Raw genomic sequence first — 15,733 nt, 5'->3', positions numbered from 1 at the left:
CCAGGCCGGATTTGGCCGAGACACCACTCCCGCACCACGGTCCATCCCGGAATCATGGCTCGCATGCCCGTGGCATGTACCGGGCCAACGAGGGGAAGCGCGTAGCAGTATGGGGTACAAGGACAACCCGGAAGGTCAGACCACCGGCCGCGGGATCTTCGACTGCGACGGGGCCCATCGCACCCCGCTCAAGAGCGACTACGAGCGGGTCTTCCAGTCCGGGATGATCGTCCTCGACACCAACGTGCTGCTCAACCTCTACCGTTCCAACGCCCGCACCCGGCAGGACACCTTCGCCGTTCTCTCCAAGCTCCGCGACCGGCTCTGGGTCCCGCATCAGGTGCTCACCGAGTTCTGGCGCAATCGCGAACTCAGGTCGATCCGCCATCATCACAGCACCCGGGCAAAGGAGACCTCCCTCGCCCTCGACAAGGCGCGCAGGTCGGCGCACGACGCCGTCGACCGGTGGATGAAGGACGTACGACTCAAGCAGGACGAGGGCGTCACCCTACGCATCGACGACGGGCTCAAGACGCTCGCCGAGGCGATCGACGGGCTGCGGGAGATCATCGACGCGCAGGCCGAGCGGGATGCTCTCCTGGGCACGGCCGAGACGCACAGCGACCCCGTACTGGCCGACCTGGAGCCGCTCCTGCAAGGCCGTATCGGGGAGCCTCTGCCGACCGACGAGTACGACAAGGCGGTCCAGGCGGCGCAGAAGCGAGCGGACGAGGAGATCCCGCCCGGGTACGAGGACTTCAAGACGAAGCCGCCGGAGCGCGCGGCCGGCGACTATCTCCTCTGGGTGCAGCTCCTCAAGGAGGCGCAGAACCGCGAAGGCGACGTTCTGCTCGTCACCGGTGACGTCAAGAAGGACTGGTGGCACCCGAAGGACGGCGACATCTCCGCCCGTCCTCGAGCCGAGCTGGTGGTGGAGCTGCGTGAGCACGCCGGTGTACAGCTCTACATGCTGACCCCCGCCGACCTCCTCAAGTGGGCAGAGGAGCTGCTCGACGGACTCGATGTCGACAAGGACTCTGTCGACGACCTGGAGCAGCTCCGTGAGGCGGACCGCGAAGACACGACGGCCGAGACCGGCTGGACCCGACAGTCCCTCGGAACCTTCGTCGAGCACCTGCGGGTGCGCTACCCGGCGCACGCCAAGGTGATCATCGCCGCTGCGGCGAACGGCGGCTTCGTGGACAGGGCCACCGTGTACGACCTGGCGGGATATCCCGACGATCGGCGGCTCAAGGGTTTCACCCGGCCCATCAGCACCGTGGCGCGGGAGCTGGAGGACCAGGGTCTGCTGACGGGCGAGGAGTCCTTCCTGCTCCACACCATCTACGGTTCGCCCACGGAGCCCTCGTGGGCCACCGGGTTCCGGATCCCGGACGAGGCCGTGCCGATACTTCTGGAAACGTTCGTGGAGCCGGGGCGGTCGTCGCAGCCCCCCAAGGGCGATGGCGACCCCGGCGATAGTCCGAAGCCTTCAGAGACCGAGCGGTAGGAATAACAGGTCCGTGTCACCGGTGCCGCGGGTCCTGCCCAGAGGCTGAAATCGCACCCTTGCCCTCCTCTCATCTCCCTGTCACACAAGGGAGAGCGGATCGAGGGCAGGGGGTAGCCGTGAGTGGGGGCACAGAGACCAGCGGAGTCGCCGCGGCGCCGTCGCGCTGGGCGCGGGAGTGCTTCGGAAACCAGGCGAGTGGGCTTGTCGCAGGGATTCCGAAACGGTTGGCGCGCGCTCATCAGCGGGCCAGGACCGTGCACGACCAGGCCGATCTCAAGAAGCGCGGGCCGTACGGACACGTCCTGGCCGAGGCCGTATTGGAAGAGCTGGCGGACGAAGCCCGTGCCCTCGGGGGATCGGTCCGTGAGCTGCGTGGCTACGACTTCGCCGTTCTCAACGGATGGGCCCTCTTCCCCTTCAAGTATTCCGACCGGCCAATACCTCTCGATCGTGCCCGCCTGCGTGCCGACGTTTCCGCCCAACGAAAGCGGCTGCTGACAGCGCACGGCCCCGAGCCGAGGGAAGGGCTGTTTCCCCTGGAAGAGGTTTCGACCACCCCGGAGTACGACAAGATCCACGAGGCATTCGAGGAGCTCGGACGCAGCACCAAACTGGTCTCGGTCTTCTTCACTGCCAGCTGCGGTGAGGGCATCCACTCCATTCACTGGGGGGAGGCGCACCTCGAGGAGGACCGCACCTTCACCTGGTCGCCGGTGGAGCCTCTTCCTCTGCACACGGCCAAGGGTCGGTGATGATCGACTGGCTGTCACGGAAGTTCCCATGCCCCCGCTGAGAGCCCCTGCGAGCTGGCAAGATAGGGGGACGAGCGCGCTGCGCGGACCATGTGAACCGCCGAGTGAGGGAACGAGAGCCACCGATGTCCACGAATGAGCTCTTCCTGCGGGATGTCATCGACATCAAGGAAGACGTCCACGCCGGCGATTTCAAGGTGGAGCTCACCGGAGGCTTCACCGAGACCGCCGCCAGGGTCGCGGAATACGTGGTCACCGACCAGCTGAAGCTTGCCTTCGGCAAGGCACTCGGAATCGTCCGCGCTTCCGTCCGGGGAGGGAACTCCCACGCCGCCTACCTCCACGGATCCTTCGGTTCGGGTAAGAGCCACTTCCTGACCGTGCTCCACGCCGTCCTCAACAACGAGCCGTCGGCACGCTCCAAGCCCCGGCTCCAGGAAGTCATCGCCGAACACGACGAGTGGCTTCGGGGCAAGCGATTCCTGATGGTGCCGTACCACCTCGTCGGCTCCACCGACCTGGACTCGGCTCTGCTCGGCGGGTACGTCGCCGAAGTGCGGCGTCTGCACCCGGGCGCCCCCACCCCCGCCGTCTACCGTGCCGACTCGATGCTCGCCGACGCGGCGAAGCTCCGGAACAGCATCGGCCACGACGCTTTCGTGGCGCTGCTTCCTTCCGCCGGTACGGATTCCGGGAGCTCGGACGGTGACCTCGACGATCTCGATGTGATCGACGGCTCGGGTGCGGCCTGGACCCCCGGTGATCTGGATGCGGCCTTTGCCGCGCCCGCGGGCGACGCCCGACGCGACCGGCTGGTGTCGGCGCTGCTGACCGGGCCGATGTCCTCCTACGCGGAGGGCGCCCGAGGCGACGCCCAGGCGTTCCTGCCGCTGGAGAACGGTCTCGCCGTCATCAGCAGGCACGCGAAGTCCCTCGGATACGACGGTCTCGTCCTCTTCCTCGACGAGCTGATCCTGTGGCTCCAGGCGCACATGTCGAACCGGGAGAAGGTGAACTCCGAGGTCAGCAAGCTGGTCAAGCTGATCGAGTCCGGCGACAGCGCCCGCCCTGTTCCCATCGTGTCCTTCATCTCCCGCCAGCGCGACCTTTCGCAGCTCGTCGGCGCGGACGTCGTCGGTGCCGACGTGAAGAACCTGGAGCAGCAGGTCGAGTATCTGGCGGGTCGCTTCGACGTCGTGAGCCTCGAGGACCGCAACCTTCCGGAGATCATCAAGGAGCGCATCCTCAAGCCCAAGGACGAGCAGGCCCGGGCGGCTCTGGACGGGGCCTTCGGAGCCATCGAGTCCACCAGCTCGCAGGTCAAGGACGTCCTGCTCGACGCGCACGGCGCCACCCATGCCGACTGGGCGGACTTCCGGGCCGTCTACCCCCTCTCGCCCGCGCTCCTCAACGTCCTCGTGGCACTGTCCGGCGCGCTCCAGCGGGAACGGACGGGTCTCAAGCTGCTGCAGGAGATGCTGCGGCGCCGGCGCGCCGACTTCAAGCTGGGGGAACTGATCCCCCTCGGCGACCTGTGGGACGTGCTCTCCGACGGCACCGGAGAGGCGTTCACCGACCGCCTCAAGAACGAGGCGGAGGCTGCGCACACCTTCCACACCAAGGTGCGGGCCCACCTGCTGGAGAAGTACGGATCGGAGGAGAACGAGAAGTTCATCGCCGACGACCGGTTCGTCAAGACTCTGCTGCTTGCCGCGCTCGCCCCTGACGTACCCGCCCTCAAGCGGCTCACCGGCGGTCGGATCGCCGCCCTGAACCACGGCTCCATCCGCTCCCGTACCGTTGCTCCGGGCTCGCTGGTCGTGACGCGACTGCGGGAACTGCAGGCCGAGTTCGGCGAGATCCGGGCCGACGGCGACCAGGACCCCGTGTTCACCCTCCACCTGTCCGATCTGGACATCGAGCCACTGCTCGACATGGTGGCCGACGAAGACCGCACGGGAGCCCGCCGCATCTGGGTCAAGGACCAGCTCTGGAAGGCGCTCGGGCTCAAGGACACCGGCGCCTTCGTCTGCGAGCACGACATCGTCTGGAAGGGCAGCCGACGCACCGCCGAGTTCGTATTCGAGAACGTGCGCGACACCGCGCAGCTGCCTTCCGAGCAGTTCCGCCCCGGCGTGGACGGTCGGGTGCGGTTCATCCTCGACTACCCCTTCGATGACGGTCAGCACTTCCCCAACGACGACGCGCAGCGGGTCGAGTTGCTGCGCTCCGAAGGGCTCCTGGCGCCGACCCTTGTCTGGCTGCCGTCGTTCTTCTCCGAGCAGAAGAACGCCCAGCTGGGCCGCCTCATCAAGATCAACTACCTCCTTGAGCGCGACCGCCTCGACGACTACGCCGGGCACCTCGCCTCCGACGACCGTGTCCGCGTCCGTCATCAGCTGGCAGCCCAGCGCGACACCCTGACCTCGCAGCTGACCGCCACGCTCGCGCAGCTGTACGGCATCGCCAAGGTCGACGAAAACAGCGTGTCCGCGGAAGTCAGCGAGGGGAAGCACATCCTCTCCCTGCTGCCCGAGTACAGCCGGCCCCAGCTGCAGGGTGGCAAGTCCTTCATGGACAACCTGCAGCACCTGGCCGACGGAGTGTTCGGCGCCCTCTACCCCAAGCACCCCGACTTCGACCGGGCCGGCGACCGCAAGCCCGTCACCCCCGCCGAGTTGAAGACCGCGCTGACCTGGATCACCCGGGCCATGGACGACGGCGGCCGCCGCATCGAGGTCGACAGCCACCACCTCAAGACCGTCAAGAAGATCGTCGAGCCGCTCGAACTCGGTCAGGTCCACGACGGACCGCTGGTCCTCCGCAACGACTGGCGTGCACGGATCAACCAGGCCGCCCATCAGCACCGGCCCGGCGCTGAGGATCTGTCCGTCGAGGAGATCCGCGAGTGGATCGCCACGGATCACGGCTGGACCGGCCTCGACAAGAACGTCAGCAGTCTGATCATCGCCACGTACGCACTGCTCGACGACCGTGCCTGGATCTTCCACGGAGGCAGCCCCCTGCCCCAGGCGCCCGACCTGAACGACATTGGGGCGGGCCATGGCCTGCGCGCACAGCAGCTGCCCACGGATGAGGAGTACGCGACCGCCAGAGAAAGGGCTGCCAAGATCTTCGGAGTGGCGGTCCAGCCCACCCTCTTCGCGCGGAACGTGAACAAGCTCCACACCGGCGTACGGGAAAAGATCAACCAGTACGAGCAGGCGGTCAACGGGGTCCGGACGTCTCTGAACCGGCATGCGGAAGCCCTGGGGCTCGAGTCGGACACCAGCGCACGGACGTCGTCTGTGAAGGACGCTGCGGATCTGCTCGCTCGCCTGGGGCGTCATCACGAAGCGACCGCGACGGTCAGGGAACTGGCCGGTGCCTCGTATGCCACATCGGACGCGGTGCTGGCCACGGCCATCACATCCGCCCCCGAGGTGCTCAAGGCGCTCGACGACGCCGACTGGCAGCTTCTCGACAGCGTCCGTGGCTTCGCCGGGCGGCGGGACAACGTCGGCGAGCGGGCCGAGCGGTTGATCGGGGAGATCGCCGAGGCCGCCGCCGCGAGTGAATTCGAACGCTCTCTGGTCCCGGTCCTGGACTCCATCCGCAGCAAGGCCGTCGCACTGGTCAAGGACGCCGCTCGGCTGGCCCAGGTGGCGGAACCGGTAGTACCGCTGCCCCCTGTCGAGCCGACCCCGGACGATGTCCGCCTCACCCAGCACGGCACACCGCCCGTATCGTCCACACGCTCGACGCCGGGGCCCGGCGCCTCCGTGGGCACGGGGGGTGTGGCGGGCTCCCGAACCGTACGTCTGCAGCCGAGCCACATGGAGAACGCCCTGAGCAAGGCGATGGACAACCTCTGGGACGAGATCCTCGCCTACTCCGCCGCCAACCCCGGGATGGCAGTCGAGATCACCTGGCAGGTCGTGCCGCCGGAGGAAAGCGGGTCCGCAGGCGCCGAGGCGCAGTCCTGATGGCGGTGCGGCCGCTCATCGACCGCAGAATCGTCGAAGCACTCCTCGAGACGGAGCTGCGGCGGGCCAAGGACCGCCGCCTCCTGCTGGTCCACGCCCGATATGACAGCGCGGCCCCTACCGACTTCACGGCCCGGATCGACGGTCGGCAGCGCCTGGTGCGGGTCACCGACCAGGATTCCGTTCTGGGAATCGTCGACGCGTGGCAGCGATTCCTGGCCGAGCCCGAGCCCGACAGGCTGCTTGTGGTCACGAGCGATGTGCCGGCCACTGCTCTGGGCTGGGACCTGCGTGCCCATGCCGTCGGACGCCGCAGTCTCACGGTCGACCGGGCCGAGATCGTCAAGCAGCTCTTCGGAGCCGCCGACCTCGACCCTCGTGTGATCCGCGAGACTTGGTTGCTCGACGCCCTGATCGAGGCCGAGCCTGCCGACGGTTGGCCGCGTGACGGATCCGTCCTCACACGGGATGCCGCCGTAAAGGCACTTGTCGGTGAACGTCTGGGGCTGGGTCGTGCAGCAGGGGGGCACGCGCTCGATCTGGACACCAATGCGCTGCTGGCCTGGTCCCGGACCACTGCGGGGCCCGCGCGCTTCCGAGAGCTGGCCGCATCGGAGCGCGACGGACTGACCGACTGGCTCAGCGGCGTGATCGGGTCGGCCGCACCCACGCTCCTTGCGCTCATCGCGGACGGCAGGGGGCAGGACGCCCTGGCCCTCGGCGTCCTCGGCTCCGTACTGAGCGCGCCGGATGCTCCGGCCGGAACGAGCTTCGCACTCGGAGGCCTGTTCGGTTCGACCTTGCGTTCGGTGGACGACCTACCGCCTTTCACCTCCTCAGTGATCGGCACGCTCGCACGATGGATCGGCGAGGCCGAGGCCAACAGCGCTTCGGGCGCCGAGGCACGGCAGCGTGTCTACGCGGTACTCGACCGAGCCGACCAACTCGCAGCCGAAGCCGGACTCGGGCAGGCTCTGCGAGTCGATCCCCTGCTGCCCTCAGGGCTCAAGGCGCGCTTGAGAGATCTGGCCGCCGCTCTGGAGACCTCTTCCGAAGAGGCAGGGGCAGCGCTGAACCAGGTCCTGGCCCATCAGCTGGCCCGTCTGCACCCGGCCAGCTGCAATGCCGCACGCATGGCGGTGCGCGTCCTGCGATGGCTCGACGGGCCGGCTCCTGTCGTGGCATCGGTAGGACAGGGGGTCAGTGAACATTTCGCACAATGGGCATGGGTCGACCGTGCGCTTGCTGTCCTGGCGGAGGGTGATCCGCTCGGGGAATCCGTCGTGGGCCAGGCGTACCACCTGCTCATCGGCAAGGCCCGTGCCCGGCGGGCGGCGATCGACGAACAGTTCGCTGCCCGACTGGCCGGTTGGGCCCTGACTGCCTCGAAACAGGCGACGGCGGGCGCTCTTCTCATCGAGGACGTGCTCACCACGCTCGCCGTACCGCTTGCCGGAACGGGCAGGACGGCAGCGGCTCCGCTCGTGCTCGTACTGGACGGCATGAGTGCGGCCATAGCGACGCAGCTCGGGGACGAGATCGACCGTCGTGTCTGGACGGAGATCGTCCCCGCCCCGCAAGGGGCGGAAGGCGCACGGCGTCAGGCGGCCGTGTCCATGCTGCCGTCGGTCACCACCATCAGCCGGGCTTCACTGCTGTCGGGGACGGCGACGAGCGGCAAGCAGCCGGCGGAGAGCAAGGGGTTCGCAGCTCTGTGGCAACGGCACCGGCGTACGGGGACGCTCTTCCACAAGGGCCAGATCGGTGGGGTCGAAGGGCACCGTCTTGCCCCGGAGCTGCTCGATGCGCTCGCCGGCGACGGAGTGGTGGGCGTCGTACTGAACACCATCGACGATGCGCTGGACCACGGGCAGGAGGGCGAACGCACCACCTGGCGGCTCAAGGACATCAGCCACTTGCTGGACCTGCTCAACGCGGCCCGCGGCTACGGCCGCCCCGTGTTGCTCGTCTCCGACCACGGCCACGTCATAGACCGTTCGCCCAAGGGCCGCGGGCCGGTGAAGGCAGCGGGCGTGCAGAGCGCCCGCTGGCGCACGGGCACAGCCGAGGAGGGCGAAGTAGAGCTCAGCGGACCGCGCGTCCTGGCAGGCGACGGCTCCATCGTGGCGCCATGGCGTGAGGACCTCAGGTACACACCGCGCAAGGCGGGGTACCACGGCGGGGCATCGATCGCCGAGGTGACCGTGCCGGTGATTGCCTTGGTGCCGTCACAGGAGCTGCTGCCGTCGGGATGGGTCCTTTTGCCACCCGAACAGAGCGTGCCGTCCTGGTGGGAACCTCGCACCGAGACCGCAGCAGCTGCGGAGCCGGAGGCTTCGGTGAGCCGCCGGGGCCGGAAGCCCAAGGAGGCGCAGGCCGGCGAGGGACTCTTCGCAGCGGACGACGTGGCACCGGAGACACCGACGCTCGGCGACAAGGTCGTGCGGACACAGCGGTACACGGCACAGAAGGCGTTCGTGCGCAGAGCCCCGGACGCCAAGGCGGTGGCTGCTGTGATCGATGCGCTTGCCGCCGCCGGTGGAAAGCTGACCCCGGACGCGGTGGCCGCCGCCGCGACCGCTGCCACCGGTAGGTCGCAACGGAACCCCGAAATCTTCGTCACCGTGGTGCAGCGCCTTCTCAACGTCGAAGGCTATGGCGTGATCAATCTGGTGGACGCGGGACGGACCGTGGAACTGAACGTCCCGCTTCTGCATGAGCAATTCGGAACGGAGCGTCCGTGACCGGTGTGACGGAGGTCAGCGCGGCCCGCCGCCGTGAAGTGGTGGATGCGTTGAGGCGCGGCACCGTGCCGCAAGCGGGGCTCGATCTGTTCGCGGTCGGTCTCGACCGCTTCGCCGCGGCCCTGGATGATGACGTCGCGACAGTGGCGCGCGGTGGGTCCGCATTTCACGCCATCCGTGGTGAGTACGGTTCCGGTAAGACGTTCTTCGCCCGCTGGCTCGCCGAGCGGGCCAAGCGCGCGGGGCTGGCCACCACGGAAGTGCAGATCTCCGAGACCGAAACACCGCTTCACCGCTTGGAGACGGTCTATCGGCGTCTCACGGAACGGCTCACCACAGCCACCCATCAGCCCAGCGCGCTCAAGGCGGTGGTCGATTCGTGGTTCTACACCCTCGAGGAGGAGATCCTCGACGCCGGTGAAGTGGCGGACGACGACGAGAAGGCACTTGCCGCGGCCGTCGACGAACTGATGGAACAGCGACTTGCCGAAGTCGCCCGGACGACCCCCGCGTTCGCGGCGGCCCTGCGCGGCTATCGCGAGGCGCGTGCTGTGGGCGACAGCGCGACGGCCGAGGCGCTCATCGCCTGGCTGGGTGGCCAGAAGTCGGTCGCGGCCTCGGCCCGCAGAGCTGCGGGGGTCCGTGGAGACCTGGACCATTTCGGCGCCATGGGCTTCCTGCAGGGGCTGCTCACCGTGCTGCGCGACTGCGGACACCCCGGACTCCTCGTGGTTCTCGACGAGATCGAGACCTTGCAGCGGGTGCGAGGCGATGTGCGCGAGAAGGGGCTCAACGCCCTGCGGCAGCTTCTGGACGAGATCGACGCCGGGCGCTTTCCCGGCTTGTTCCTGGTGATCACGGGCACGCCCGCGTTCTACGACGGTCAGCAGGGCGTCCAGCGGCTTGCCCCGCTGGCTCAACGCCTCGCCACCGACTTCACCACCGACCCGCGTTTCGACTCGCCGCGTGCGGTGCAGCTACGCCTTGCAGGCTTCGACCTGCCGAGTCTGGGAGAGCTCGGACGCAATGTCCGCGACCTCTATGCGGGGGCGGCACGGAACCCCGAGCGGATCGAAGCACGCGTCGACGACGCGTACCTTACGGAGCTTGCCGCGGCGGTCACCGGTGGCCTTGGCGGGAAGGTGGGAGTCGCCCCGCGGCTTTTCCTGCGCAAACTTGTTGCCGATGTACTCGACCGTGTCGATGAGTTCGACGAATTCGACCCGCGTCTGCATTACGCGCTCACCGTGTCCAGCGCTGAGCTCAATGACGTCGAGAGGAACGCCGCGCAGGTCGATGCCGACGACATCGAGCTGGACCTACCGTGAGCGCGCTCGACGACCTGGATCCGGTTCTGACACACCACATCGTCAACTCCCTCGGCTGGCGAGGTCTCCGTCCGCTGCAGGAGGAGGCGATCGAGCCGCTGATGGCCGGCGAGGACGCGATTCTGCTGGCGCCCACGGCGGGTGGAAAGACTGAGGCCGCTTCCTTCCCCCTGCTCTCACGGATGACCGCGGAGCGATGGCAGAGCACCTCGGTCCTCTACGTCTGTCCGTTGAAGGCATTGCTCAACAATCTGTTGCCACGACTGGAGACGTACACGTCGTGGCTCGGGCGTACCGCCGCTCTGTGGCACGGCGACGTGACCGCGGGCAACCGCAAGCGCATCTTGAACAACCGGCCCGATGTCCTGCTGACGACTCCTGAGTCGTTGGAAGCCATGCTGGTCAGCGTGAACGTCGACCACAAGGCGTTCTTCTCCGGGCTACGGACCATCGTGGTCGACGAAGTGCACGCCTTCGCCGGAGACGACCGGGGATGGCACCTGCTTGCACTACTCGAGCGGTTGCAGAAGTCCGTGGGACGGCCGATCCAGCGTGTCGGACTGTCAGCCACCGTGGGCAATCCGGTGGAACTTCTCCACTGGCTTCAAGGATCCGGGGCCGGTAAGAGGCCGGCTCGAGTGGTCGCACCTCACCTTGCTGATCCGAGCGACGCGAGCGTAGTGACACAGACGCCCCCCGGCGACATCCAGCTCGACTACGTCGGTTCCGTAGACAACGCGGCCCGAGTGATCTCTTCGTTGCACCATGGAGAGAAGCGCCTCGTCTTCTGCGAATCACGGCGTCTTGTGGAGGAGCTCGGGGAGAAACTGCGCCTTCGAGGAGTCACTACCTTCCTCTCTCATGCCTCGCTGTCGGTCGATGAACGGCGGCGCGCTGAGCAGGCGTTCGCGGAGGCCCGGGACTGCGTGATCGTCTCCACCAGCACGCTGGAGCTGGGCATCGACGTCGGCGATCTCGACCGGGTCATCCAAATCGATGCTCCGGCGACCGTTGCTTCCTTCCTGCAGCGGCTTGGCAGAACGGGGAGGAGGGCAGACACGACGCGCAACTGCCTCTTCCTGGCTCTGACGGAAGACGGACTGCTGTCAGCGGCAGGAATGCTGTTGCTGTGGTCACGGGGCTGGGTCGAACCAGTCATCGCCCCGCCCGAACCACGCCACATCGTCGCCCAGCAGCTCCTTGCACTCTGCCTGCAGGAACATCAGGTCGGCGATCGGTTGTGGCGGGATTGGTGGAACGGGCTTGGCCCCTTCGGACAGCCCGCCGAGCCGATTCTGAGGCACCTTGTGAACGAGGGCTATCTCGATCGTGACGGCGACATGCTGTTCATCGGACCGGAGGCCGAGCGCCGCTTCGGACATCGGCACTTCATGGGCCTGACGGCAGTCTTCACAGCACCACCCCAATTCACTGTTCTCCAGGGCCGCATGGAGATCGGTCGCACCGACCCGGATCTGTTGACGGAGGAAGTCGAGGGACCGCGGAAACTCCTCCTGGCGGGCCGTAGCTGGGTGGTCACGTACATCGACTGGCGCCGCAAGCGGTGTTACGTGGAGCCGACGGACGGGGGCGGAAAGGCGAAGTGGAGTGGACTCGGATTCGCCCGGGCGACGTCGTTCGAGTTGACTCGAGCGGTCCGTGAGGTGCTTCTCGGAGTCGATCCTCCGGTGAGCCTCACCAAACGAGCGACGGCATCCCTCGCCGACGCGAGAGACCACTTCATCGAGGCGGTGCATCCTGGCGGCACGCTGATCGTGCGCGGCAGTGGTGGCTACACACGGTGGTGGACCTGGGCGGGGCACCGGGCCAATGCCACGCTCGCGGCCTCGCTCGGCGGGGTGGCCGCGCCGGCGCAGCGCATCAACGACTGCTGGGTCCGTCTCAGGGAAGACGTCGACCCGCAGACCTGGAAGCAGGCTCTCGCGGAGGCGTCGGGGCAGTTGTGCCTTCCCGAGGTGGACGCTCGCGCGGTGAAGGGGTTGAAGTTTGGCGAGGCACTTCCGGCTCGCCTCGCCGAATCGACCCTCGCGATCCGCTTCTCCGACCTGGCAGGCGCACAGACGGTATTGGACGAACCGGCGAGATTCGTGGCAGACGTAGGCAACTGAGTCGGTCAGCGTCCTGTTGTTCGGAACCATTCACCACTCTGAGTGACCGGTGGTTCGGAATCCGTGTCAGTCGCGAGTCGGAACTACGCTGGGAATTGTGGCTGGCACACCTCTCTCCAACACCGGGCTCGACGCGTTCCTCGACGGAACACCGCAGCTCCGTGATCCATCGTCCGTACGCGCCGCCGACGCGGTGCTCGCGTTGCTGGCCCTGCGCGGGGCCGACCGCCGCAGCGGGCTGCCCGAGCCCAGCGTGGAGCTGGTGCGGCGGCTGCTCGTCGAGGACGCGCCGGCGTTCGTCTACGCGACGCCCGAGGAGCTGGCGGCCTACCCCGCCGTGCTCGTCGCCCTCACCGAACGGGTGCGGGAGGCCGGGCGGCTGAACGCCAAGCGGCAGGCGCGGATCGTGGCCGCGGTCGAGGACATCGTGCCCGACTTCGAACGGGCGATGACGGACCCCGCCAACTACACCTGGCAGCGCTGGTACGCCTCGCTGCTGCGGGCCGACGGCGCCGACCCCGGCGACCCCGCGGCCGTCCGTGCCTGGCTCGCCGGACACGACGGGGTACGGCCGCCCGACGGGCTCAACCGGGCCGACCTGATGAACCGGAGCGACTTCGCGGACATGCTCCTCGCGGACGCCCTCACCGGCGCGTACGTGCGGGAGGCGGAGCGGCCCTCACCCGCGGGGCCCCTGCTGACCGACGCGGACGTCTCGCACGGCGTGGCCGGCCTCGGCGGCCGGCTGGTCGACCGCTGGACCGCCGAAGGACTCGCGGGCGCCCTCGCCGGACCGTACGCCCATCTCGCCCCGGGCCCGGACGCCTTCCCGCATCTCGTCCTCGCCGACACGCTCCTCGACGAGCACCTCAACTACTACGGCGACTCCTCCGTCCCGCTGCCGCCCCCGCCCATGGAGGCCCACGAGCCGCAGCGGTCCGTCGAGGCCGGCGCGGACCTGCTCGCAACGGCCGTCGAGGAGATGAAGGGCGAGGACGGCGGACTGTACGACGGCGAGGCCGCGCATCTGCTGTACGCGCTCTACCAGCGGGGCTCGTGCGCCGAGTCGGTGGCCCGCCGCGCCGCCGAGTTCGAGGACTGGCCGGTCGACCCCCGGCTGGAGGACGCACCCGTCCTCGTACCCGCGACGGCCCCCGAGGAGTACCGGGTCCCGCCCGCCGACGAGCTGACCCGGCTCTTCGGATCGTCCGTCACCGACGAGGACCGGACCCGCCTCGAACCGTCCGCGCGCGCCATGGCCGACGCCGTCGACCGGCTGACCGGCACCGGCATGGTCTTCCGTACCGGTGACGCCTTCGGCCTCACCCCCTGGGGCGTCGAGGTCCTGCACTACCTGCTGCGGGTGCGCTGGGTAGCGGCGCCCGACGCCAAGGAGGCCGCGGCCTGGGACGCCCCGACCGTGATCGCCGCCGCCGAAGGCTGGTCGGCCTCCGCCGCCACCCGCGTCCTCGCCGAATGGCTGCACGCGCACGGCGACACCGTCGAGGCCTGGTCCGCGCTGATCGACGCCCTCGGCACCGTCAACGCCGGCACGTTCGAGGCGGCCTACACCCGCGCCCTGTTCGGCTTCCTCGACCCCGAGGCCGTCCCCGTCGAGGCGCTGCGCGAGGCCCTGGACGACCCGGTGATGGGCGCGTACGCCTGCGGGGTCCTGCGGGCCCGGGGTGAGCCGGCGGACGAGGCCCGCGTGCCGCTCTCCGCCCGCGCCGTGCTGATCCTGGACCGGCTGCACCGCCGCACCGACGCCGGGCGGACACTCCTCGACTCCGCCGCCGAGGGCTGGCCGGGCGGGGTCGACGCCCTCGTCAAGGAGATGGTGGCGGCGGACCCCTACCGCGCGGAACGGACCCTCGGGGCACTGGGCGTCGCGCTGCCCCGTACTCGCGGACGTATCGGTATCGGTGCCAGGAGGACGAGCGAGCGGGCGCGGCGTCGCGGTCGGCGCGGACGCCACGCCCGCTGATCCCCGTGGGGGGCGTGCGCGACCGTCAGGAGACGGCCGTCAGGTACATGCCGGAGGCGCCGGCCCCCGCCGTGTTGCGGCAGGAGAAGTTGCCGCTCGGCCGCGCGTGGATCAGCGCGAGGCAGCGGCCGAGCGCCAACTGGCCGTAGTGGTTGGGGTGGACGTTCTCCTGGATCGGTCCCTGGGTCTCGTTCGGGTCGATCCACCTCGCCCATTCGCTCGTCGCGGCCGAGGCCGGCACCGTGGCGCTGACCAGCTTGCTGGTCTTCGCGCACACCTCACGCCCCTGCAGCATGTCGCGCAGATCCATGAACTGCACGCCCTTGCTCGCCGCGACCCCCTTGAGCCGGTTCGAGACCTGGGGGACCAGTGAGTCCCGGGCCCAGTCGGAGTCCAGGTTCCAGAAGGGGCAGCCGCCCGTGTTGGTGCGGCTCCAGCCGCTCTCCCCGTACCGGTTCTCCGACGCGCGGGGGATGGGGGAGGGGTAGGACTGGAGGACGATCCGGTAGTCGGAGGCCGCGTATCCGGCGCCCGACATCACCGCGCGGATCTCGTCGACGGACTTGCCGACGTTCGCCATCGCGGTGTCGATCTTCGCGTCGACCTCGCCCTGCTGGTCGTCGTGGCAGTACGAGTACCAGACGATGTAGTCGGTCGCGCAGCTCCTGATGATGTCGGCGAAGCCCAGGTCGTTGCCGCCGATCGACAGCACGATCGTCTCGACGTCGTGGGAGGCGGCGACGGCGGCCAGCTGGTCGGCCTGCGGCGCCTCGCCCTTGTACGCGACGCCGCCGTTCGAGGCGCGGAAGACGTTCTTCGTCGTCGCGCCCGAACAGGCCAGGTTGACGAGGGCCGAGGCGATCCCGCCCGCGCTCTTCACCTCGGCCGCGTCGGAGCGGTGGCAGCCGTTGGCCGCCGTCGTGCCGTACACGCGGGAGGGGTCGTACCCGCTCCCCGTCCACGCCCGGTCGGTACCGTTCCGGCTGCCGGTGGTGGTCAGGCTGTTGCCCTGCCAGCGTCCGGCCTCCCCGGAGATGTAGCTGTCGCCCATCGACACGACGGCGGTCGGCCCCGATCCCTGGGCGGCGTCGGCGGGGGTCACTCCGGCGGCCAGCAGGCCGATCAGCGACACGGCGGCGGCGAGGGATCTTCGGACCGTGCGGTGGGGGGTTCTGGGCATGGCTGTGTTCTCCTGCGTCGGTGCAGAGGAGTGGGGGACAGCCGCCGGCCGGTGGCATGCGGAATCTGGCACGCCATGGCTTGTTACCGCTAGGTAGGTGCGTGTTTCGGTTGCGTC

The 15,733-nt window shown here is 68.7% G+C and carries 8 protein-coding genes; 7 read left to right on the top strand and 1 reads right to left on the bottom strand.

What is annotated here, in order from left to right:
• The first annotated feature begins 109 nt into the window (after positions 1-109).
• From ACFVGW_RS03065 to ACFVGW_RS03035, 7 genes are all read left to right on the top strand, one after another.
• Complete coding sequence (locus ACFVGW_RS03065) at positions 110-1,510, top strand: PIN-like domain-containing protein (RefSeq protein ID WP_385850490.1); 1,401 nt, start codon at positions 110-112, stop codon at positions 1,508-1,510.
• Between the two features lie 257 nt (positions 1,511-1,767).
• Entirely contained in the window at positions 1,768-2,265 is a 498-nt protein-coding gene (locus tag ACFVGW_RS03060) for a hypothetical protein (RefSeq protein ID WP_385850489.1), read from the top strand.
• A gap of 125 nt (positions 2,266-2,390) precedes the next feature.
• Positions 2,391-6,251 (top strand): PglY protein, encoded by a 3,861-nt coding sequence (locus ACFVGW_RS03055; RefSeq protein WP_385850488.1) that lies wholly within the window; start codon positions 2,391-2,393, stop codon positions 6,249-6,251.
• Positions 6,251-8,995 (top strand): BREX-2 system phosphatase PglZ, encoded by a 2,745-nt coding sequence (gene pglZ / locus ACFVGW_RS03050; protein WP_385850487.1) that lies wholly within the window; start codon positions 6,251-6,253, stop codon positions 8,993-8,995. Before ACFVGW_RS03055 ends, pglZ begins: the two co-directional genes overlap by 1 nt.
• Positions 8,992-10,323, top strand: coding sequence for a BREX system ATP-binding protein BrxD (brxD, locus tag ACFVGW_RS03045; protein WP_385850486.1), 1,332 nt, complete (start codon positions 8,992-8,994; stop codon positions 10,321-10,323). The genes pglZ and brxD overlap by 4 nt, the downstream gene beginning before the upstream one ends.
• Positions 10,320-12,452, top strand: coding sequence for a DEAD/DEAH box helicase (locus ACFVGW_RS03040; RefSeq protein ID WP_385850485.1), 2,133 nt, complete (start codon positions 10,320-10,322; stop codon positions 12,450-12,452). Before brxD ends, ACFVGW_RS03040 begins: the two co-directional genes overlap by 4 nt.
• Before the next feature lie 97 nt (positions 12,453-12,549).
• Positions 12,550-14,436, top strand: a complete 1,887-nt coding sequence (locus tag ACFVGW_RS03035) for a hypothetical protein (protein ID WP_385850484.1) — start codon at positions 12,550-12,552, stop codon at positions 14,434-14,436.
• 25 nt (positions 14,437-14,461) lie between these two features.
• Here the strand turns inward: ACFVGW_RS03035 and ACFVGW_RS03030 are convergent, their stop codons facing one another.
• Complete coding sequence (locus ACFVGW_RS03030) at positions 14,462-15,616, bottom strand: GDSL-type esterase/lipase family protein (protein WP_385850483.1); 1,155 nt, start codon at positions 15,614-15,616, stop codon at positions 14,462-14,464.
• Positions 15,617-15,733 lie beyond the last annotated feature (117 nt).

The sequence above is a fragment of the Streptomyces sp. NPDC127129 genome, assembly GCF_042671585.1.
In the GTDB taxonomy this organism is placed as follows: Bacteria; Actinomycetota; Actinomycetes; order Streptomycetales; family Streptomycetaceae; genus Streptomyces.
The sequence above is the reverse complement of the archived record's forward strand: the minus strand, read 5'-3'. Positions and strand labels throughout refer to the sequence as shown.

Coding starts and splice junctions, on each gene's coding strand:
- ACFVGW_RS03065 (WP_385850490.1), top strand. CDS start 110: ATGGGGTACAAGGACAACCCGGAAGGTCAGACCACCGGCCGCGGGATC.
- ACFVGW_RS03055 (WP_385850488.1), top strand. CDS start 2,391: ATGTCCACGAATGAGCTCTTCCTGCGGGATGTCATCGACATCAAGGAA.
- pglZ (WP_385850487.1), top strand. CDS start 6,251: ATGGCGGTGCGGCCGCTCATCGACCGCAGAATCGTCGAAGCACTCCTC.
- ACFVGW_RS03030 (WP_385850483.1), bottom strand. CDS start 15,616: ATGCCCAGAACCCCCCACCGCACGGTCCGAAGATCCCTCGCCGCCGCC.